Origin of the sequence: Caballeronia concitans (genome assembly GCF_001544615.1) — a bacterium.
Lineage (GTDB): Bacteria > Pseudomonadota > Gammaproteobacteria > Burkholderiales > Burkholderiaceae > Caballeronia > Caballeronia concitans.
The window spans coordinates 221,289-242,263 of the sequence record NZ_FCNV02000001.1 but is presented as its reverse complement, the minus strand read 5'-3'; the positions used below and the strand labels follow the sequence as shown (position 1 = coordinate 242,263).

The window sequence follows — 20,975 nt, the reverse complement described above, 5'->3', positions numbered from 1 at the left end:
ATTCCTATGTATCAGGCAAACATGAATCCACGCGAAGTCGCCGACTATCTGCTCGACAACCCCGATTTCTTCGTCGAGCACGCCGAACTGCTCGGCACCATCCGGCTATCGAATCCGCACGGCAAGGCCGCCGTGTCGCTGCAGGAACGCCAGATGGAAATGCTGCGCGACAAGAACAAGCAGCTCGAACGGCGCTTGGCCGAACTGCTGCGATACGGCCACGAAAACGACAGCATCTCCACGAAATTCAACCGCTGGACCGTGCGCGTGACCGGCCAGCGCGATCCGTACGCGCTGCCCGCCACCATCAGCCGCGGCCTGTGCGACGTGTTCGACGTGCCGCACGCCGCGCTGCGCGTGTGGGATGTCGACGAAGCGTATCGCCAGGCGGATTTCGCGCGTCATGTCGGCGAAGAAGTGCGCATCTTCGCGCATAGTCTCGACGCGCCGTACTGCGGCGCAAATAGCGGCTTCGCGGCGGCGCAATGGCTGGGCGCGGCGAATTCGGCATCCGCGACGAGCGATGCCGGCGCATCGGCTGAGCGCGGCATCGAGTCGGTGGCGCTGCTCGCATTGCGCGATCCGCAAGGCGGTCCCGATGCGCCCGCGTTCGGCCTGCTCGTGATGGGATCGCCCGATCCGCGCCGCTTCCACGAAGGCATGGCCACCGATTTCCTCAGGCAGATCGGCGTGCTGGCGAGCGCGGCGCTGAGCCGTCTGCTGCCCAACTGAGCCGATCACGCATGAGCGCCGCCAGCGACACGTTGAAGGACCCCATCGCCGCTTATCTGGCGATGCTCGAACACGAGCGGCGTCTCTCGGAACATACGCTGCGCGGCTATACGCACGAACTGAGCGAACTGCGCGCGCTCGCCAAGGGCCGCGCGCTCGAAACGCTGACGGCAGCGGACATGCGCGGCGCGGTCGTGCGCGCGCACTCGGCTGGGCTGTCGGCGCGATCGATTGCGCATCGGTTGTCGGCGTGGCGCGCGTTCTATCGATGGCTCGCCGAACGCGTCCCGATGCCCGCGAATCCCGTCGCGACCGTGCGTGCGCCGAAGCGCGAGAAGACGCTGCCGAAGGCGCTTTCCGTCGACGACGCCATGACGCTGATGGACGCGCCGCAGTCCGGCACGCCCGAAGCGCTGCGCGATCACGCGATGCTCGAACTCTTCTACTCGTCGGGGCTGCGGCTCGCGGAATTAGTGAGCCTCGACGTTCGCTACGTCGAAACGTCCGTCAGCTGGCTCGATCTCGCGCAGGAAGAAGTGACCGTGCTCGGCAAAGGCGGCCGGCGACGCTCGGTGCCGGTCGGCCGCAAGGCGATCGACGCATTGCGCGCGTGGATCGACGTCCGCGATCAGTTCGTCAAGCTCGATCCGCACGCGCTTTTTCTTTCGGTGCGCGGCAATCGCATGTCGCCGGGCGTGGTGCGCGAGCGCGTCAAGCGCATGGCGCTTTTGGCCGGCATTCCGACGAACGTTCATCCGCACGTGCTGCGCCATTCCTTCGCCACGCACGTTCTGCAATCGAGCGGCGACCTGCGCGCGGTACAGGAACTGCTCGGCCATGCGAGCATCACCGCGACCCAGGTTTATACGTCGCTCGACTTTCAACATCTGGCCCGCGTCTACGACTCGGCGCATCCGCGCGCGAAAAAGCGCGACTAACCCGGCGCGCGGCTTGCGCGCCTCGATCTACGCAATGAACACCATCACGCTCAAACCGGCGAAGGACAAGTCGCTCGTCCGCCGCCACCCGTGGATTTACGCGAACGCCATCGCGCGCATCGACGGCAATCCCGCGCCCGGCGCGACCGTCACCGTGCGCGCCGCCGACGGCCGCTTCCTTGCGCGGGCATCGTATAGCCCGCATTCGCAGATTCGCGCGCGCGTCTGGACGTTCGACGAAGCCGAGCCCGTCGATCACGCTTTCTTCAAACGACGCGTGCAGCGCGCGGTCGCGCATCGGCAGGCGATGGTTCGCGATACCGGCGCGACGCGCCTCGTCTTCGGCGAAGCGGACGGCTTGCCGGGGCTGATCGTCGATTACTACGTCGCGGACCGCGAAGCGCATTCGCAGCTCGTCTGCCAGTTCATGGCGACCGGCGTCGAAGCGTGGAAGGAGCCGATCGTGCAGGCGCTCGTCGCCGCGACCAGCTGCCCGAACGTCTACGAACGCTCGGACGTGTCGATCCGGCAGAAGGAAGGCCTCGAACAGATCACCGGCGTGCTGGCCGGCGACGCGCCGCCCGAGACGCTCATCACGAACGAATGCGGCGTGCGGTACCACGTCGACGTGCGCAACGGTCACAAGACGGGCTTCTATGTCGATCAGCGCGACAACCGCGTGCTCGTGCAGCAGAACGCGCAGGGCCGCGAAGTGCTGAACTGCTTCTGCTACACGGGCGGCTTTTCGCTCGCGGCGCTGAAGGGCGGAGCGACGCGCGTGGTGTCGGTCGATTCGTCCGGCGAAGCGCTCGCGCTCGCGCGCGAAAACGTGAAGGCGAACGGCTTCGACGCGGAAAAAGCCGAATGGCTCGACGCCGACGCGTTCAAGACGCTGCGCCGTCTCCACGACGAAGGCCGGCGCTTCGACCTGATCGTGCTCGATCCGCCGAAGTTCGCGCCGTCGCGCGAAACCGTCGATCGCGCCGCGCGCGCGTACAAGGACATCAACCTGAGCGGCTTCAAACTGCTGCGTCCGGGCGGGCTGCTCTTCACGTATTCGTGCTCCGGCGCGATCGATTCGGACCTGTTCCAGAAGATCGTCGCGGGCGCGGCCGCCGATGCGCGCGTCGATGCGCGCATTCTCAAGCGGCTCGGCGCGGGCGTCGATCATCCGCTTCTGACCGCGTTTCCCGAGGGCGAGTACCTGAAAGGGCTGCTGTTGCAAATCGCCTGAGCGGCCTCACTTACGCGCGATGGCCGGCGAAGCGTCGGCTTGTCGAATATGTTCCAATAAGCGATTCGACGCGATCCCCGAACACTGACAAGGAAACAGGCGACACCATGATTCCCGTAACCATCCTGACCGGCTTTCTGGGCAGCGGCAAAACCACGCTGCTCAAGCGCATCCTGAACGAGAAGCACGGCATGAAGATCGCCGTGATCGAGAACGAGTTCGGCGAAGAGAACATCGACAACGAAATTCTCGTGCAGGACACGAACGAGCAGATCATTCAGATGAGCAACGGCTGCATCTGCTGCACGATTCGCGGCGATCTGGCGCGCGCGCTCGAAGATCTGGCGAACCGCAAGAAAGCCGGCACGCTCGATTTCGACCGCGTGGTGATCGAAACGACCGGTCTCGCGAATCCGGGTCCGGTCGCGCAGACGTTCTTCATGGATAACACCGTCGCCGACGAATTCCTGCTCGACGCGATCATCACGCTCGTCGACGCGAAGCACGCGAACACGCAGCTCGATCAGCAGGAAGTGGTGCAGCGCCAGGTCGGTTTCGCGGATCGCCTGTTCGTCACGAAGTCCGATCTCGTTTCCGCCGACGAACTCGAAGCGCTGAAGCATCGCCTGCTGCACATGAATCCGCGCGCGGCGATCAAGGTCGTCAATTTCGGCGAAGCGGACATCAAGGAAATCTTCGACCTGCGCGGCTTCAATCTGAATTCGAAGCTGGAGATCGATCCGGACTTCCTCGCGGAAGACGATCACGCGCACGACCACGCTCATGATGACGATCATGACCACTCGACGTGCGGTCACGACCACAGCCACGATCACGAGCATCACCACCACCATCATCACGCGCATCACGACGACAAGATCAAGTCGTTCGTGTATCGCAGCGACAAGCCGTTCGATCCGAACCGCCTCGAAGACTTCCTCGGCGGCATCCTGCAGATCTACGGCGAGCGGCTGCTGCGCTACAAGGGCGTGCTCTATATGAAGGGCGTGGACCGCAAGGTCGTGTTCCAGGGCGTGCATCAGATGATGGGCAGCGACCTCGCGGGCAAGTGGCTGCCGATCGAAAAGAAGAACAGCAAGATGGTGTTCATCGGGATCGAGCTGCCGAAGGATCTGATCATCGACGGCCTCGACGCCTGTCTCGTGAAGTAAGACGCCGCGCCACGCGCATCCGGCACGCATCTCGCTTGCGCATGCCGTTGCGCTGCATGGCGCTTCGGGCGATGCCGACCCACGCCGCCGCGATTTTCGCGTGCGGCGTTTTTCGTGGAGCATTTCGCTCGATATGTGTAATCGCGCCCACGAAGCGACATCGCTTTTTGTACGTTCACGCGTTATATTTTTGAAATTCCGACAGTTTTTGACAGGGTTTTCCTCGTTATCGTCGGAAATTGCGGTTCAGTTACAATACAGCCCCACTGGAGAAGGGCAGACCCGTACGGCGCGCGTCGATCGACGTTTCCCGGCGGATGTCACTAGAAAGGATGCCTCACGGGACGATGTCTCGGCTGGCCGGGGAGAGACGGTCAGAGCAGCGCGCCCGGGCCGGAACGGAAGCCGCGTGGCCGTTTCGGAGCAGCATCCAGTATCGGTTCCAGAGGAGTTCGGCCCCGCATCGAGTGTCGCGTGATGCCAAAACGCTGCAGGCATGCGGGTAACGCAAGTGCGGGCGTTGCGAAGACATCGCCCTACATTGAAGAAGCAAGCAGATGACAACGAAACTCTTGACCGAAGCCGAAATCCTGAAGATGAGCGAGAAGGACTACATGAACGAGGAACAACTCGCCTTCTTCAAGAACCGGCTCGAGCAGTTGCAAGCGGACATTCTCAAGAATGCCGGGCAGACGACCGAAAATCTGCGGGAAACGGTGATCGTGCCGGACCCGGCGGATCGCGCGACCATCGAGGAAGAGCACGCACTGGAACTGCGCACGCGTGATCGCGAACGCAAGCTCCTGAAGAAGGTGCAGCAATCGCTCGCGCGCATCGAGTCCGGCGATTACGGCTGGTGCGAAGAAACGGGCGAGCCGATCGGCATTCCGCGTCTGATCGCGCGTCCGACCGCCACGCTCTCGCTCGAAGCGCAGGAACGCCGCGAGCTGCGTCAGAAGCTCTTCGGCGACTGAAGCGCCAGCCGCGAGGCGACGTCGCGGGACCGCCCGCAACGGGGAACACGCCGCCGCGAGAAATGGCTTCGCCGTCCGCGGCGCAATGAAAAAGGCACACGATTCGACGTGTGCCTTTTTGTTTTTTCCATCGCCAAAACGCGCCGGGACCGAGCTGCAACCGCGCACTTGATATCTCCCGCCGCGCCCTAAGATAAGCAGAACGCGCCCGCTCACACGAAGGCGCGCGCGCGGCGCCGTTCGCCTCGGGCCTCATCCGGCCGGCGGAACCCCGCGCCGTGCTCTCCATCGAATTCTCGACTGCGTGGCGGCTCGTCACTCAACGCTCAGCCGCCCGCGTTCTTCCGTTTTCTTAAGGAACGCACATGGAACAATTTCACGGCACGACCATCGTCTCCGTGCGACGCGGCGGCAAGGTCGCACTGGGCGGCGATGGTCAGGTGACGCTCGGCAACATCGTCATGAAAGGCGGCGCCAAGAAGGTGCGGCGCATTTATGGCGGCAAGGTGCTGGTCGGATTCGCCGGCGGCACCGCCGACGCGTTCTCGCTCCTCGACCGTTTCGAAGCCAAGCTCGAAAAGCATCAGGGCAATCTGACGCGCGCCGCCGTCGAACTGGCGAAGGACTGGCGCACCGACCGCATGCTGCGCCGGCTCGAAGCCATGCTGATCACCGCCGACAAGGACGCGACGCTCGTCATCACCGGCAACGGCGACGTGCTCGATCCCGAAAACGGCATCTGCGCGATCGGCTCCGGTGGCGCGTACGCGCAAGCCGCCGCGCAGGCGCTCGCGGAGAACACCGAGCTTTCGCCGCGCGATATCGTCGAAAAGGCGCTGACCATCGCCGGCGACATGTGCATCTACACCAATCACAATCGCGTCATCGAGACGATCGAATAAAGGACCCAAGCGATGACCACCATGACTCCCTCCGAAATCGTCTCCGAACTCGATAAGCACATCATCGGTCAGGGACGCGCGAAGAAAGCCGTCGCCGTCGCGCTGCGCAACCGCTGGCGTCGTCAGCAGGTCGCCGAGCCGCTGCGCCAGGAAATCACGCCGAAGAACATTCTGATGATCGGGCCGACGGGCGTCGGCAAGACGGAAATCGCGCGGCGTCTCGCCAAACTCGCGGATGCGCCGTTCATCAAGATCGAAGCGACGAAGTTCACCGAAGTCGGCTACGTGGGCCGCGATGTGGACAGCATCGTGCGCGATCTGATCGAGATTTCGGTCAAGCAGACGCGCGAATCCGAGATGAAGAAGGTGCGCACGAAGGCCGAGGATCGCGCCGAAGACCGCATCCTCGATATTCTGCTGCCGAGCGCGCGCCCGGTCGGTTTCGGCGCGGCCGAAACCAGCGGCGAAGGCGACAACGCCACGCGCCAGACCTTCCGCAAGCGTCTGCGCGAAGGCTCGCTCGACGACAAGGAAATCGAGCTGGATGTCGAAATGCCGCAGGTCGGCATGGACATCATGGGGCCGCCGGGCATGGAAGACATGACCGAGCAGATTCGTTCGATGTTCGCGAACATCGGCGGCGGCAAGAAAACGCGCCGCAAGGTGAAGGTCAAGGAAGCGCTCAAGCTTCTGACCGACGAAGAAGCCGGCAAGATGCTCAACGACGAAGAGGTCAAGAGCCGCGCGGTGCAGAACGTCGAGCAGAACGGCATCGTGTTTCTGGACGAAATCGACAAGATCGCGTCGCGCAGTGAAGTCGGCGGGGCCGAAGTGTCGCGCGCGGGCGTGCAGCGCGATCTGCTGCCGCTCGTCGAAGGGACGACGATCAACACGAAGTACGGGATGATCAAGACGGATCACATTCTGTTCATCGCGAGCGGCGCGTTTCATCTCGCGAAGCCGAGCGATCTGATTCCCGAACTGCAGGGCCGCTTTCCGATTCGCGTCGAACTGGATTCGCTCTCGGTGCAAGACTTCGAATCCATCCTGAATTCGACCGACGCGAGCCTCGTCAAGCAATACAAGGCGCTGCTCGCCACCGAAGGCGTCGAACTCGATTTCGCCGACGACGGCATCCGCCGGCTCGCCGAGATCGCATATTCGGTCAACGAGAAAACGGAGAACATCGGCGCGCGGCGGCTTTATACGGTCATCGAGAAGCTGCTGGAAGAGGTGTCGTTCGCGGCGGGGAATCACGCCGGCCAGCCGGTGAAGATCGACGCGGCGTATGTGGATCGCGCGCTCGGCGACGTGGCGCAGGACGAGGATCTGTCGCGCTACGTGCTGTAAGCGGCAGCGTCGTCAGCGAAAAACCGGGCCGCGCGCCCGGTTTTTTTCGTCCATCGCACGAAATACGCACGGAACGTACGGACGAAAAAAAGCCCGCCTAGTTGGCGGGCTGAATCCATATCAGGAGGAGACATGGAGGAGACAGTTCCAATCATACACAGCGGGTTGATGCGACGCAATAGTTTTTTTAGTAAAAACCCCTATGGCGTCGATGTGTGGTATCTGTGCGTCACTTTTTGTGTCAGCGCTGGACGAACCGGCCAATGACAGCGCAAGAAACGGCGCGTAACCTCGTCGGCGCGGCTCTACAGTGGACGCGTACCCTGAAGCCCGCGAGGTCATCATGAATACCGTTCGCATCGATCCCCAATATCAGTCCGACGAAAGCCGCTGGCAAGCCGTCGCCGAGCGCGACGCCCGCGCCGACGGCGCGTTCTTCTTCGCCGTCCGCACGACCGGCGTCTTCTGCCGGCCATCGTGCGCGTCGCGGGCGCCACGTCGCGAGAACGTGTCTTTCTTCGCGACGACGGACGAAGCCGCCGCCGCTGGATATCGCCCGTGCAAGCGCTGCCGGCCGACGAGCCTGCCGCGCGAACTCGCGATCGTCGAGCGCGCGTGCAAGGTGCTCGACGCCGATCCGCAGCAGCGCATCACGCTCGCGCAACTGAGCGATGCCGTCCACGTCAGCCCGTTCCATTTGCAGCGGCTGTTTTCGCGGATCGTCGGCATTTCGCCGCGGCAGTATCAGGCCGCGCAACGCGCGGACGTCCTGCGCGACGCGTTGCAGCGCGGCCGCGACGTGACCCGCGCCACGCACGACGCCGGTTTCGGTTCGCCGTCGCGCATGTACGAATCGGCGGCGGCGGAGTTGGGCATGACGCCATCGGCGTATCGGCGCAAGGGCGCGGGGCTGACGGTGCGCTATTCCATCGCGGACACGCCGCTCGGCATCGTGCTGATCGCCGCGACGGAAAAGGGCGTCTGCAAGATCGCTTTCGGCGACGACCGCGACGCGCTCGCGAACCAGCTCGCGGCGGATTTCGCACTGGCCGAGCGCATCGAGGATGCCGCGCATCTCGCGCCGTTCGTCGAACAGGTTCGCGCGTATCTGCAAGGCACGCGCGAGCGATTCGACCTGCCGCTCGACATCGGCGCGACCGCGTTTCAGCGTCGCGTGTGGGACGCGCTGCGGCAAATCCCGTACGGACAGACGCGCAGCTACACGGAGATCGCCGCGTCGGTCGGATCGCCGGGCGCGGTGCGGGCGGTGGCGAACGCGTGCGCGTCGAATCCGGTGGCGCTCGCCATTCCGTGTCATCGCGTGATCGGCAAGGACGGCGCGATCGCGGGGTATCGCTGGGGAATGGCGCGCAAGGAGAAGCTGCTCGACACCGAGCGCGCGCACGACGAAGCCGGCAAGGTCGCCTGAACGAAGGGAAATCGAAGCAAGGAAGCGCCCGCCGTCGAAAGACGCGCGGGCGTTTTTGTCTCCGTCATCTTGCCTGCGCGATGGCCGCCAAATCGCGCAAATCCTTGCCTGACGTCGCCTCAAGCACGCGAAACATCGAGATGTTAAAGTGCCCGCTACCCGAAAATATGACCGGGCGCGAGCCGCTCGCGCTCTTCGCAGACCGCTTCAATGGCAAACAAGAATCCCGCTCACCCCGCAGCCGGCGCCTATCAGCGCAGGCTTGCCGCGCTCGCATCCGGTCCGAATGCCGATGCCCTGCGCCAAGGCTTGCGCGGCATCGAAAAAGAAAGCCTGCGCGTGACGCCCGACGGCAAGCTCGCCATGACGCCGCATCCGCGCGCGCTCGGCTCGGCGCTGACGCATCCGCTCATCACGACCGATTATTCCGAAGCGCTCGTCGAACTCATCACGCCCGCCGAGTCCGATGCGGCGCATGCCATCGACCGTCTCGACGCGATTCATCGCTTCACGTACGCGCATCTCGGCGACGAGCTGTTGTGGAACAACTCCATGCCCAACGCGCTGCCGCCCGACGATCAGATTCCGATCGGCCGTTACGGCACGTCGAACATCGGCAAGCTGAAGCATGTGTATCGGCAAGGACTTTCGCTGCGCTATGGCCGCACGATGCAATGCATCGCGGGCATTCACTATAACTATTCGCTCGACGATCAAGTCTGGCGCGCATGGCAGGCGCTCGATCCGGCGAACACGCTGTCCGAGCAGGATTTCCGCTCCGAGCGCTATTTCGCGCTGATCCGCAACTTCCGGCGCACGAGCTGGCTGCTGATGTATCTATTCGGCGCGTCGCCGGCGCTGGACAAGCGTTTTGTCGAAGGCAAGACGCATTCGCTCGAAACCTTCGATGCCGACACGTTCTATCTCCCGCACGCGACCAGCCTGCGCATGAGCGATCTCGGCTACACGAACAACCCCGCGCAGGCGGACCTTTTGCCGAGCTACGACGACCTCGACGCGTATCTCGGCGTGCTCGCCAAAGCCGTGAGCCAGCCGTACGCGCCTTATGAGGCCATCGGCACGCAGCGCGACGGCGAGTGGGTGCAGATCAACACCAACGTGCTGCAGATTGAAAACGAGTTCTACTCGACGATCCGTCCGAAGCGCATCGCGCGATCCGGCGAGCGGCCGTTGCATGCGCTGTCCGAGCGCGGCGTGCAGTACATCGAAGTCCGCTGTCTGGACATCGACCCGTTCGCGCCGGCCGGCATTTCGCTGGAAACCGCGCGCTTTCTCGATGCCTATCTGCTCTATTGCGCGCTCGAAGACAGTCCGCTTTTGCCGCGCGAAGCGAGCGTGGAAGCGAACGACAACTTCAGCGCAATCGCCAAGCAAGGGCGCAAGCCGGGGCTCATGCTTCATCGCGACGGCGCGCCGGTACCCATGCAGCAATGGGCGAACGAACTGTTCGATGCCATCGAGCCGGTCGCGCGCACGCTGGATGCGCTCATCGGCACCGACGATCACGTGCGCGCGCTGAACGCGCTTCGCCCGCGCATCGCGGATGCGTCGCTCACGCCCTCCGCGCGGGTGCTCGAGACCATGCGCGACAAGCAGCAATCTTTCGCCGCGTTCGCGCTCGATCTGAGCCTTCGGCACGCGCAGCACTATCGCGCTAATCCGCTGCCGGCCGGCGAGGAACGTGACATGGAAGCGCTCGCGGCGAAGTCGCTGGAAGAGCAGGCCGCCATCGAGCGCAGCGAAACCGAATCGTTCGATTCGTTCGTGATGGCTTATCGCGACTACAAGCTCGATCGCGTCGGCGCGTGAACGCTGCAGGTTTTTCTTGCCGCGCCCGTTGCGTCTGAGGAAAGAATTACTCGTTTTGCAACAGAGGGAAACGCACCGAACATCATCGTCGATGGAGGGTCGAAAATTGGCTCTTGATCAACCGGCGACGCCAACGATGAAGCAATGAGGGATGCGATGAACCACAAACTAACAAGCGTGATAAGCGCGGCTGCGTCGCTCGCCTTGCTCGCCGGCTGCGCAGCGGAAACACAGGTGAGCAGCCAGACGATGGAACAGGCCACCGCGCCGCTCACGTGCATGAGCAAGCTCGAATGCGACGCGTGGTGGGCGCGCGCGCAAGTCTGGGTCACGAATCACTCCGAGTACAAGCTGCAGGCCATCACGGATTCGATCATCCAGACCGCCGGACCATCGAGCGGCAAGCGCGCGCTCGCGTATCAGATCACCAAGACGCCGAGCAACGAAGGCACGGCGACGATCGGATTCGCCGCGCACTGCGAGAACCCGCTCGGCTGCGAGCCGAATCCGTGGGCGGCCGGCGCGGACTTCAAGCAGTTCGTGCGCAACGGCGCACCGCGGCCCGCCAATGCGACGCCGCAAGCGGTGCAGGCTCCGCCGCCGCCGCAGCCGGTGCCGCTCAATCTCGAGAGCCAGCCCGCGCAGTCGGTCACGCCGCTCGCGCCGCAGTGACGCGGGCGGATCGGCGATTCGTCTCAGTGTCCCATCGACGCTGACGCGCCTTTTTTCGGACGCGTCAGCCAGACCATCGCGGCGAGCACCAGGAACGCATAGAAGGAAATGCGGAAGAAGTCGTTCGTCGACATCATGTACGCCTGCGCCGTCACCACGCGTTCCAGTTGCGCCGTGAGCGCCTGCCCCGACAGGCCGATGCCGGACAGCGTGCTCGAATAATCCGTCGTCGCCGGCGAGTACGCCGTGACCGATTCGGTCAGTACCGCGTGATGGCGGATCATGTCGTTTTCCCAGAACGTCGTGCTGACGGCCGTGCCGATTGCGCCCGAAAGCGTCCGCAGAAAATTCGAGAGCCCCGCCGCGCCCGCGAGCCGGTCGTCGCTGACGCTGGAGAGCGTGATCGTCGTCATCGGCACGAAGAAGCACGCCACGCCGATGCCCTGCACGAGACGCGGATAAACGATGTCGTGGAACGGGGTATCGAGCGTGAACGTCGAGTTCCAGTACGACACGAGCGCGAACACGACGAACGCGAAGCTCGCCACCACGCGCAGATTCATGCGATGCATGTTCTGGCCGATCATCGGCGAAAGCACGAGCGCGAGAATGCCGACGGGCGCCGTCGCCAGGCCCGCGAGCCACGGCGTATAGCCGAGCACGGTTTGCAGCCAGAGCGGCAGCACGACCACCGAGCCGAAAAACGCGAGAAAGCCGAGCGACGTGATGAGCACGCCCATCGCGAAATTGCGGTCACGGAACAGCGAAAGGTCGATGACCGGCTCCTTTTCCGTGATCTCCCACACGAACATGAACGCGAGCGACACCGCCGCGACGATTGCCAGCGCGACGATGAACGTCGAGTTGAACCAGTCGCGGTCCTTGCCGAGGTCGAGCATCATCTGCAGGCTCGCGACGCCGACCACGAGCAGCGTCAGCCCCACGCCGTCGATGCGCTGCTTCGTCGTTTTCGTTTCATGGCCGCGCAGCAGGAAGTACGCGATAGCCGCCGAGAATATACCGATCGGCACGTTGATATAGAAGATCCACGGCCACGTGTAGTTATCGGTGATGTAGCCGCCCATCACGGGGCCGAAGATCGGCGCGACGATGACGGTCATCGCCCAGAGACCGAGCGCGAGGCCGCGCTTCTCCGGCGGATAGCTGCGCATGAGGATGGTTTGCGAAAGCGGGACCATCGGGCCGGACACGAGCCCTTGCAGCAGCCGGAACGCGATCAGCGACTCGAAGTTGTGCGCGAAGCCGCAAAGCGCCGAGGCGACCGAGAACAGCAGCACGGAAATCGTGAAGAGCTTGACCTCGCCGACGCGCCGCGCGAGCCAGCCGGTCAGCGGCACCGCGATCGCCGACGCCACCGAATACGAGGAAATGACCCACGTGCCTTCGCTCGTCGCGACGCCGAGGCTGCCGGAAATCGTCGGCACGGCGACGTTCGCGATGGACGTATCGAGCACTTCCATGAACGTGCCGAGCGCGAGGCCCATCGTCAGCAGCGCGAGCACGCCTCCCGCGAGCGGCGTCGGGGCGGGCGGGGCGGCGGGATCGGGCGGTGTCGTGGTTGCGGTCGTTGACATTTTTCTTGTGCTCCAGCCGTTCGTAATTGAGTGTCGCGACATTCTCTGCCCAGACAGTGAAATGGGCAAATGACGCCGATGCAGCGAAGGTTTTTAGTCGGCTTCGTCGTCGAGCGCGCAGCCGGCACAATCGTCGCCCGGCGAATTGCCGATGATGCGCGCCAGCATGCCGATGAGCGAATCCAGCTCAGCGCGGCTGAACCCGCGCAACTGCTCGTTGAGCACCGTCGCGCCGATGGCCGGCAGGCGCGCCGCCGCTTCCTGTCCGCGCTCGGTGAGCCTCAGTTCGACGATGCGCCGGTCCGCGTCGCTACGCGTGCGGCGCACGAAGCCTTTCTTTTCGAGCCTGTCGAGCATGCGCGTCATGGAGCCGCTGTCGTACGACATTTCCCTCGACAGTTCCAGCGGCGTGCGCGCCCGCCCGGACGACAGACAAAGAATGACGCCGATCTGCTGCGACGTCAGATCGAGCGGCTTCAGCGCCTGATCGGTCCGCGCGATCAACACGTTGCGCGCCTTCGCCAAGTGATAGCCGAGGCTGGTTTCGAGCTGAATCGTGGCGGGATCGTAGAGCGGTTCGCTGTCCATGCAGATATGACGTCGGTGCGGCGTGCCGCGAAACAACAGGTTCGAAAAAGCTGGCGGTAGTATCTTGAAAAATACTTGCTCAGTCAATATTATTTAAACCAACGAGTTAAGCGCTCCATGCGCCACCCGAGACCATGTTTTGACGCCAGCCGCGTCGATTTCCGACGCCCCCAGGACCATCCGATGACCCGCCTCGCCCGCACCGCCCGCCGACGCTTCGGCGATGTCAGCAGCACGATCGCCCGTGCTTCCCGTCAGTTCGTTCCGTCGAAGCTGAACGCGTGGAAGCTTGCGCTTTATCTGATCGTGTTCCTGCTGCCGGGCGGATCGTTCGCGGTGCTCGCAATGGGATGGTTCGAAAACCGCAATCGCAGAAAGCAGGCTTCCGCAAAGCCCGCCAAGCCTGCCAAAGCCGCCGCCGAGCGCCGCATGCTCGCCGCACCGACGCCGCCCTGCACCGGAAGCTGCGGCGCGACGGGCCGCTGACCGGCTCCCGCGCGCGCCGCAGTAACGCGCCGTAACTCAATCCTCCATCCGCGTAACACCAGGCTTACGGCGAAGCCGTTACGCTAACGTCTGCCCGACGCCCGCCTCCCGCTGCCTCGCGGGCGTTCCGTTACTATTTCGGCTGACCGCGTTCGTCGCACTGGACGAACCGCCGCCGACAGGATTTCCACAAGCAGATGCCGTCTCGCTCCGCCGCTTCCGTCTCGTCCTCCGCTCGCGCCGCTCACCGCTCCGTGCGGCAGTTCAGCGCCATCGCCATTGCAGCCGCGCTCGCCGTGTCGCTTGCAGGCTGCGCGGTCGGCCCGAATTATCAGCGTCCTTCCACGCCGATGCCGGCCAGCTACAAGGAAGCGCCGCAAGGCTGGAAAGTCGCGCAGCCGTCCGATCAGTTCGATCGCGGCGCGTGGTGGACCATCTACAACGACACACGCCTCGACGATCTCGAAACGCGGCTGAATCAGTCGAACCAGAGCATCGCGCAATACGCGGCGGCGTATCGGCAGGCGCGGGCGCTCGTCGGCGAGGCAAGGGCGGCGTATTTCCCGACGATCGGCGCGTCTGCTTCGGCTTCGCGTTCCGGAACCGGCGCCGGCAACCGGTCGACGGCCAGTTCGAGCTTCGGCCAGCAGGGGTCGATCAACAACCAGTTCAGCCTCTCGCTCGATGCGACGTGGGAGCCGGACCTGTGGGGCAGCATCGGGCGAACCGTGAATGCGCAGAAGGCCGGGCAGCAGGGCGCCGCCGCCGATCTCGCGAACGCGCGCCTCTCCGCGCAGGCCACGCTCGCGCAGACGTACTTTCAATTGCGCTCGCTCGACGCCCAGCAAAGGCTGCTCGACGATACCGTCGCGGCTTACCAGCAATCGCTCAAGCTCACGCAGAATCAGTATGCACAGGGCATCGTCGCACGCTCGGACGTGATTCAGGCGCAGACGCAGTTGCAGTCGGCGCAGGCATCCGCGATCGATAACGGCATCGCGCGCGCGCAGTACGAGCACGCGATTGCGGCGCTCGTCGGCGAACCGGCGTCCACATTCTCCATTCCGCCGATTCCGCTCGACGCCACGCCGCCGACCGTGCCCGCCGAAATGCCGTCGGCGATTCTCGAACGGCGTCCGGACATCGCGTCCGCCGAGCGGAAGGCGGCGGCGGCGAACGAACAGATCGGCATCGAAATCGCGGCTTACTTTCCGTCGCTGACGCTGTCGGCGCAGGGCGGCTTCGAGAGTTCGGTGCTGTCGCAATTGCTGCGCGCGCCGTCGCGCTTCTGGACGCTCGGGCCGGATATCGCCGCGACCATTTTCGACGGCGGTCTGCGCGCCGCCCGCACCGACGCGGCCCGCGCCGCCTACGATCAGAACGTCGCGACGTATCGGCAGACCGTGCTGAGCGCGTTCCAGAATGTCGAAGACAATCTCGCGTCGCTGCGTATTCTCGAGCGGGAAATCGTCGTGCAGCAGCAGGCGGTCGAATCGGCGCAGCAGGCGCTGGCGATCATCAACAATCAGTACAAGGCGGGGACCGTCGCGTTCATCAGCGTGCTGACCGCGCAGACGACCGCGTTCACCGCGCAGCAGAAGCTCGCGAACATCGCGGGGCAGCGGATGGTGTCGTCGGTCGGGCTGGTGAAGGCGCTGGGCGGCGGGTGGGACGCCGGGCAGATGGATCGCGAAACGGGCGGCGTCGAAGCGCCTTCCGCTGCGTCCGCGCCTTCCGCCGCGGCAACGTCGGTAGCGCAGAAGCCGGCCGTCTAATACCGCGCGAACGTCAGGGCGACGGTATCCGGATCGGTATGCCGTCCGAGCAGATTAAGCAAGCCGGCGAGATTCTCGCGCTGCTGCGGCTCGGCCTTCGCGACGCCTTCGAACGACGTCTGTCCCTGCGCCACCGTCCCGTTGCCGGTCAGCAATAGCGGCCCTTTGGTCGTCGAAAGATCGATCGCCGCCGATGCGCCCTGCGCCTGCAACGCCACGCGATACGACCCGAGCGGCTTCACCCGCGATACGCGCGAAGCCATGTCGTCGAGCGTCACGACGAATTGCCCGTAGGCGTTGCGCCCCAGCACGCGGAATTCGGTCCACGAAAGCCGCACGGTTCCATCGAAGTTCAGCGTATTGAACGGCGCGCCGAGCCCGGCGAGCAGCGTCGCGGGCACGGCCATCGCGCCGGGCGAAAGCGACGCGCCACGCAGCGTGGCGTCCACGATCACCGCGTCGGGCATCGCTTCGGTCTGGCGCATCGTCATGTGGACGCGGCCCGTGAAGAGCGGCCAGAACGCCGTCGTCCATTCGATGCGCCCCGGCAGCAGCGTCGCGCCGCCGCCGTCGCCGCCCGCCGCGAGCATCAGCGTCGCGGAGCCGTGCCAAAGCGAACCTGCCGGATCGACGAGATTCACGTGGCCGCCCGTCGCGCGCGCGAACTGCGGCGTGATCCACGCGGCGGGCATCATCGCGAGCAGCGTGCCCGCAATCGAAATCACCATCACGAAAAGTCCGGGCAGGGCGAGCCGGATTCTGCGCGTCCAGTAGCTCATTTGACCGTGGCCGGTTGCAGCGATGCCGTCAGATCCACCTGACCGTCCGGCTGAAGCGCGGTCACGTGCGCCTCCGAGACCTGCACCTTGAACTGCTTGCGCGCGTCGTCGAGCCACATCGTCCAGTTCGGAAACGACGCGTTCTTCAACTGGATCTGCACCGCCGCGCCGATCACCTGAACCTGCGTCGGCTGCATGCCGCTGTCGGCGAGCGACTTCGCGAGCGCATCACGCAGTGCGCCGCCGGTCGGCGTCACGCCTTCCGCGCTGCCCGCGAGCGAACGCGCTTCGTTGGCTTGCGCGGTCATCGTCGCGAGCTGGCGCTGCATCGTCGGCAATGTTTGACGCAGGCGCTCGCGGCCTTCGTAAGCCGGCGCCCACAGCACGAGATAAATCAGCACGATGCCGAGCGCCACGCCGCCCCACAGCAGCAGCGTCTTTTCGCGCGGCGTGCGCGCTTCCCAGAACTCGGAAAGCGTCTGTCCGATTTCCGCTTTCATTGGCCGCTCCTGATCATCCATTTGCCGGTGTTGGTGTCGATTGCGCCGTTCAGGCCGTTCGCGGCGAGGCGCTTCGACAGGTCGGGATCGACCTTGGTGGTCGGCTTGAAGGTGACTTCCAGATGCCGCTCGCGATAGTCCAGCCCGGCGATGCCGTTCACCGGCACCGGACCGAGCGAACGCGCGAGGCCGTCGGCGAGGGAAAGGAAATCCGACGGCGACAGCTCGCCCGACGCCACGCGCAGCCGGTCGAGGTTGCGCGACATCTGATCGGGCGCGTCGAGCACGACGGTCGTTTTCGGGAACGCGTTGAGCAGCAGTTCGGTCATCTGCGCGGCGATGGCGTCGCGCTGACGCGCAAGCTGCAGCCATTGCACGTTGATACCGATGATCGACACGATGACCGACGCCGCCACGAGCGCGATCGGCACGCGCAGGCGACGCATCGTCGCGCGATCGAGGCGCCACGGCTGCGCGGCGAATTCGAACTGGCACAGGTCGAAGCGGCTCGCGAGCGCCTGCCGCGCGAACGCTTCGAACGCGAGCGGATGCGCGTCCATCATGACCGCGCTCGTGCGCGAGGACGCGAGACGCGGCTCGTCGCCCGGAAGATCGACGAGCGAATACAGCGTGAGCGCGTGATCGCCCGCGAGCGCGGCGAGCGTCGACGCGATGGAATCCGCCGGCAGCGCGAGCCCTTCGCCGAGCGCCGCGCCTTCGCCGCGCGCAATCGCGATTTCCACGCGCGGTGCGGTCGCGGCGGGCGCGGTCGCCGCCAGTTCGCCGATCAGCGCGGGCGCGGTCGATACCACGTTGCCGAGCAATCCCGCGATGAACGGCGTTTGCACGACGGCTTCGCCTTCGACGGCTTCGGCACCTTCAACGGGTTCGACAGCTTGCGCGGCCGGCACCGGCAGGCAGCGCATGGCCGGCACCGCTTTCAAATTCCGATGCCCCGCCGACATGAATGCGTCGCACACGAAGCGGAACCACCCGCGATCGATGACCGCGACCACGCGACGCCCATCCGCGAGCGCGGCGGGATCGACTGCGATGTGACACGTCTGCGGGTCCTGAATCAGTTGATCCTCGACGACGTTCGGCAGCGCCTGGCGCAGCCGCGGCCCTTTGAGCGGCGGCACGGCGGCGGCGAGCAGCAGGGTGTCGCGCGCGGCGACGATCAGCACCGTCGCGCTGGCGTGCGGCAGAAGGCCGACCGCCGCGCGGCCGGCGCGCTGGGTCTGGCCGCGCTTGTCCAGCAGCAAGAACGGCAGGTCCGGCAGATGCCATTCCTGCGAGCGCACCGCGGGATCGCGCGGCGGCAATAGAACGATCAGTGTGCTCAAAGGCCACTTCCTCTTGTCAGAAACATCGTCATCAGAGCGCGTCGCGCGTGTAGACGATGCGCGTGGTGTGCGTCGTCGGGTCGCGGTACACGAGCGTCGTGCGCTCGAGCTGCGCGCGCTCGTGGTCGACGCGCCCGTGAATCACGAAATAGCGCGTGGTGACGTCGAACTCGCTCGGATCGATCGACGTCGATTTCACGCCCGCGCCGGTCAGCGCGAGCTGCACGTTGCCGGCGTCGTGGAAGAACACCGTCTCGCGTCGCGCGACGAACGCCTGCGCCTGCGACAGACTCATGCCTTCCACCACCGCCGCGATCACTTCGGCGGGCGCGGTGTTCATGTTGACGGGCGTCGTCGTCGGCAGCACGGTCACGAACTTGCGGAGCTTCGCGACCGCTTCCGCCGAAAAACCCGGCACGTCGAGCAGCGAGTCCACGCTGATCATTTGCAGCGGGGCGACGGGCGCGTTGCTGTCGGCGTCCTTCATGCCGGGATCGTCGGTGAAATTGCCGCCGCCCGTGCCGCCGCCTTGCGCGATCGCGGCCATCGTCTCTTCCGGATTCGTCGTCGCGAGGCTCGTGCCGTTGCCGGTCTGCGTCTGAAAGCGCGTCGCGGAACGCGCGAGTCCCGCGCGCATCTGCAACGCCACCGTCTTCGCGAGCGATCCGTTGATGCCGAGCAGCGTCAACAGCCGCTGAAACGACTGAATCTGCTGCACGTTGATGGTCAGCACGCCGGGCGTCGGCGTGGCGACCAGATTGCGCAGGTTGAACTTCGCCTGCGCGTCCTCGATCGAGCCGGACAGATACGTCTGCGCGCCTTCCTGCGCGCGCACTTCGCCGATCTGCCCGAGGAAATCGGAGAGCTTCGTCTTCGCGATCGGCACGCCCCACACGCCGCCGAGATACGTGACGGTCGGCGACGTATCCGCTTCGGAACGCAGAATCAGCCGCGTCCAGTCCAGCGCGCTGCGCGAAATCCACTGCGCCTGCGCAAGCAGCCGCTGATTCTCGATGCGCCTCACCTGCACTTGCTGCCGCCACAACATGCCCGACACGAGAATGGCGGACAGCGCGACGACCAGCAGCGCGCTGATGATCGCGACGCCGCGTTGTTTTCCGCTTCGGCCCGATGCGCGCATCGTCATTCTCCGACCAGGAACACGCGCGTGATCGGCACGCGCAGATTCGGCGCGCCGACCGCCACCTGAATGCCCGACACCGCGCGCGCGAGCGGCGCGTTGCCGAGTTGCGGCACCTTCAGGTTGTTGTCGTTGTCGTTGATCTGCGAGAGCACGTCGGCCATGCGCGTCGTCCAGCCTTTCGCCGGAATATAGACGCGCGCGGCCAGCGAACCCACGCCGCCCATCAGCGGCACGGCGCTCCAGCCATCGGTGGTACCGCCCGATGACAGCGCGCGCCGCACTTCACCCACGTTTTCGAGCGGCGGCGACGCGTACCGCACGATGCGCCCGTTCGTCAGCCGATACCGCACCACCTGAAGGCGCGGCGCGGTGTTCGGCGCGAACACGCCGCGCACGATTTGCAGCGACCCGTTGCCGAGCGACACGGCGGGCTGGCCGGCTTCGTCGTCGGTTGCGGCCTGGCGCGCGTCGATGCGCATCTGGTCGAACAACTGCGCGACCACGCGCTCGTCTTCCATCGAATTCGTGATGGTCGCCCGCGAACGGATGATCGAATCGAGGCCGCGCCACGACAGCACCGCGATCACCGCGAGAATCGCGATGGCGATGAGCATTTCCAGCAGCGTGAAACCGCGCTGCCGCCGACCCGTGCGCCGGGCCTCAGAGCGAGCGGTTCGTTTCATTCGCCACCACCGTGACCATTTGCGCGAGATAGCCGGAACGGCCGGGCGTCGACACGAGCATTTCCACGCGCCGGAAAATCGGATTCGGCGTCGCGGTGACGCGCTGCGTGCAGACGAGCTTCAGATTGCCTTGCGAGCAGTCGAACGTGCGCGAGCCGATGTCCGGAAACGCGCGCGCGAGACGAAGCTGCGCGAGTTCGTTGTCCGCGCTCCAGCCCGCGAGCAGCCGCCGATGCAAGTCCGCTTCGCCCGTCGCGAGCGAGCCGACCGCGCGCAGCGACGCCGCGAGCGCCACCGCGATGATCGCGAGCGCGACGAGCACTTCGATCATCGTGAAGCCGGCGGTTCTGGATCGCGCGCGCATCACCGCACCTGAAAGCGGCCGTTGCCGCTGCCGATGATCGTCGCGCGGCCCGCCGCCGACACGAGCGTGATTTCCATCGGCGTATCGATGGCTTCCGTGCCGAAAACGAGCCGGCTCACCGACTTGTCCGAATCGAGAAATTGAATCGTCACGCCGGTCACGCCGCCTTCCCAGCGCCGCGCGCGAAGCAGGTCGTCGCGCAGCGGACGCCAGCCGTCGTCGGTGCGGATATCGAAGCGAAAGCCGCCGTCGGTGGGCTGCCAGGCGATCGGCCGCGCGCGCACCTGGGCTTCGTCGCCCGCGGATTCGAACAACAGCGCAAGCCGCTGCGCTTCCTCGTTCAGGTCGGTGCGCGGATTGCGCGTGAGCTGCAGCGACGCGAGCGACACGAGCAAGCCGGCGATCACCAGCACGACGAGCATTTCCAGCAGCGTGAAACCTGCCTGACGACGCGCTTTTCGATGCCCGTTCACGCTGATCCT

Annotated in this window: 21 protein-coding genes; 12 read left to right on the top strand and 9 right to left on the bottom strand. The window is 65.1% G+C overall.

What is annotated here, in order from left to right; genetic code table 11:
- Positions 1–21 precede the first annotated feature (21 nt).
- The 10 genes from AWB72_RS01095 to AWB72_RS01050 all read left to right on the top strand — a co-directional run bounded on the left by AWB72_RS01095 (position 22) and on the right by AWB72_RS01050 (position 11,233).
- Positions 22–732, top strand: coding sequence for a DUF484 family protein (locus AWB72_RS01095; protein WP_040052881.1), 711 nt, complete (start codon positions 22–24; stop codon positions 730–732).
- A gap of 11 nt (positions 733–743) precedes the next feature.
- Positions 744–1,670 (top strand): tyrosine recombinase XerC, encoded by a 927-nt coding sequence (gene xerC / locus AWB72_RS01090; protein ID WP_040052784.1) that lies wholly within the window; start codon positions 744–746, stop codon positions 1,668–1,670.
- A gap of 34 nt (positions 1,671–1,704) precedes the next feature.
- Positions 1,705–2,904, top strand: a complete 1,200-nt coding sequence (locus AWB72_RS01085) for a class I SAM-dependent rRNA methyltransferase (RefSeq protein ID WP_040052785.1) — start codon at positions 1,705–1,707, stop codon at positions 2,902–2,904.
- A gap of 107 nt (positions 2,905–3,011) precedes the next feature.
- Complete coding sequence (locus tag AWB72_RS01080; RefSeq protein ID WP_040052786.1) at positions 3,012–4,076, top strand: CobW family GTP-binding protein; 1,065 nt, start codon at positions 3,012–3,014, stop codon at positions 4,074–4,076.
- Between the two features lie 557 nt (positions 4,077–4,633).
- The gene (gene dksA, locus AWB72_RS01075; protein WP_035962045.1) at positions 4,634–5,050 is read left to right on the top strand and encodes an RNA polymerase-binding protein DksA; all 417 of its coding nucleotides are present in this window, start codon (positions 4,634–4,636) and stop codon (positions 5,048–5,050) included.
- Positions 5,051–5,415: 365 nt separating this feature from the next.
- Positions 5,416–5,952 carry an ATP-dependent protease subunit HslV gene (gene hslV, locus AWB72_RS01070; protein ID WP_040052787.1) on the top strand — a complete coding sequence of 179 codons (537 nt, stop codon included), beginning with the start codon at positions 5,416–5,418 and terminating at the stop codon, positions 5,950–5,952.
- A gap of 12 nt (positions 5,953–5,964) precedes the next feature.
- Complete coding sequence (gene hslU, locus AWB72_RS01065) at positions 5,965–7,302, top strand: ATP-dependent protease ATPase subunit HslU (RefSeq protein ID WP_040052788.1); 1,338 nt, start codon at positions 5,965–5,967, stop codon at positions 7,300–7,302.
- Positions 7,303–7,645: 343 nt separating this feature from the next.
- Complete coding sequence (ada, locus tag AWB72_RS01060; protein ID WP_040052789.1) at positions 7,646–8,731, top strand: bifunctional DNA-binding transcriptional regulator/O6-methylguanine-DNA methyltransferase Ada; 1,086 nt, start codon at positions 7,646–7,648, stop codon at positions 8,729–8,731.
- Positions 8,732–8,941: 210 nt separating this feature from the next.
- Positions 8,942–10,561, top strand: coding sequence for a glutamate--cysteine ligase (gshA, locus tag AWB72_RS01055; RefSeq protein ID WP_040052790.1), 1,620 nt, complete (start codon positions 8,942–8,944; stop codon positions 10,559–10,561).
- A gap of 156 nt (positions 10,562–10,717) precedes the next feature.
- Positions 10,718–11,233, top strand: a complete 516-nt coding sequence (locus AWB72_RS01050; protein ID WP_040052882.1) for a hypothetical protein — start codon at positions 10,718–10,720, stop codon at positions 11,231–11,233.
- 23 nt (positions 11,234–11,256) lie between these two features.
- Here AWB72_RS01050 and AWB72_RS01045 read toward each other — a convergent pair whose 3' ends face one another.
- Together AWB72_RS01045 and AWB72_RS01040 are read right to left on the bottom strand one after the other, a co-directional pair.
- A complete protein-coding gene (locus AWB72_RS01045) occupies positions 11,257–12,828 on the bottom strand; it encodes a DHA2 family efflux MFS transporter permease subunit (protein ID WP_040052791.1) in 1,572 nt (523 codons plus the stop codon).
- 93 nt (positions 12,829–12,921) lie between these two features.
- Positions 12,922–13,416, bottom strand: a complete 495-nt coding sequence (locus AWB72_RS01040; protein WP_087127774.1) for a MarR family winged helix-turn-helix transcriptional regulator — start codon at positions 13,414–13,416, stop codon at positions 12,922–12,924.
- A gap of 183 nt (positions 13,417–13,599) precedes the next feature.
- Between AWB72_RS01040 and AWB72_RS01035 the strand changes: the two genes are divergently transcribed.
- The gene (locus tag AWB72_RS01035) at positions 13,600–13,902 is read left to right on the top strand and encodes a hypothetical protein (protein WP_040052793.1); all 303 of its coding nucleotides are present in this window, start codon (positions 13,600–13,602) and stop codon (positions 13,900–13,902) included.
- A gap of 197 nt (positions 13,903–14,099) precedes the next feature.
- Positions 14,100–15,677 carry an efflux transporter outer membrane subunit gene (locus AWB72_RS01030; RefSeq protein WP_040052794.1) on the top strand — a complete coding sequence of 526 codons (1,578 nt, stop codon included), beginning with the start codon at positions 14,100–14,102 and terminating at the stop codon, positions 15,675–15,677.
- Here AWB72_RS01030 and AWB72_RS01025 read toward each other — a convergent pair.
- Genes AWB72_RS01025 through AWB72_RS00995 form a run of 7 tightly spaced genes read right to left on the bottom strand, consistent with a single transcriptional unit; the run spans position 15,674 to position 20,966 of the window.
- Positions 15,674–16,456 (bottom strand): type II secretion system protein N, encoded by a 783-nt coding sequence (locus tag AWB72_RS01025; protein WP_040052795.1) that lies wholly within the window; start codon positions 16,454–16,456, stop codon positions 15,674–15,676. The genes AWB72_RS01030 and AWB72_RS01025 overlap by 4 nt on opposite strands.
- A complete protein-coding gene (locus AWB72_RS01020) occupies positions 16,453–16,956 on the bottom strand; it encodes a type II secretion system protein M (RefSeq protein WP_040052883.1) in 504 nt (167 codons plus the stop codon). The genes AWB72_RS01025 and AWB72_RS01020 overlap by 4 nt, the downstream gene beginning before the upstream one ends.
- Positions 16,953–18,302, bottom strand: a complete 1,350-nt coding sequence (gene gspL, locus AWB72_RS01015; RefSeq protein WP_087127773.1) for a type II secretion system protein GspL — start codon at positions 18,300–18,302, stop codon at positions 16,953–16,955. The genes AWB72_RS01020 and gspL overlap by 4 nt, the downstream gene beginning before the upstream one ends.
- Before the next feature lie 31 nt (positions 18,303–18,333).
- Complete coding sequence (gene gspK, locus AWB72_RS01010) at positions 18,334–19,449, bottom strand: type II secretion system minor pseudopilin GspK (RefSeq protein WP_040052797.1); 1,116 nt, start codon at positions 19,447–19,449, stop codon at positions 18,334–18,336.
- Positions 19,446–20,129, bottom strand: a complete 684-nt coding sequence (locus AWB72_RS01005; RefSeq protein ID WP_084593111.1) for a PulJ/GspJ family protein — start codon at positions 20,127–20,129, stop codon at positions 19,446–19,448. The genes gspK and AWB72_RS01005 overlap by 4 nt, the downstream gene beginning before the upstream one ends.
- The gene (gene gspI, locus AWB72_RS01000) at positions 20,107–20,493 is read right to left on the bottom strand and encodes a type II secretion system minor pseudopilin GspI (protein WP_040052799.1); all 387 of its coding nucleotides are present in this window, start codon (positions 20,491–20,493) and stop codon (positions 20,107–20,109) included. Before gspI ends, AWB72_RS01005 begins: the two co-directional genes overlap by 23 nt.
- Positions 20,493–20,966 carry a GspH/FimT family pseudopilin gene (locus AWB72_RS00995; RefSeq protein ID WP_040052800.1) on the bottom strand — a complete coding sequence of 158 codons (474 nt, stop codon included), beginning with the start codon at positions 20,964–20,966 and terminating at the stop codon, positions 20,493–20,495. Before AWB72_RS00995 ends, gspI begins: the two co-directional genes overlap by 1 nt.
- Between the last annotated feature and the right edge of the window lie 9 nt (positions 20,967–20,975).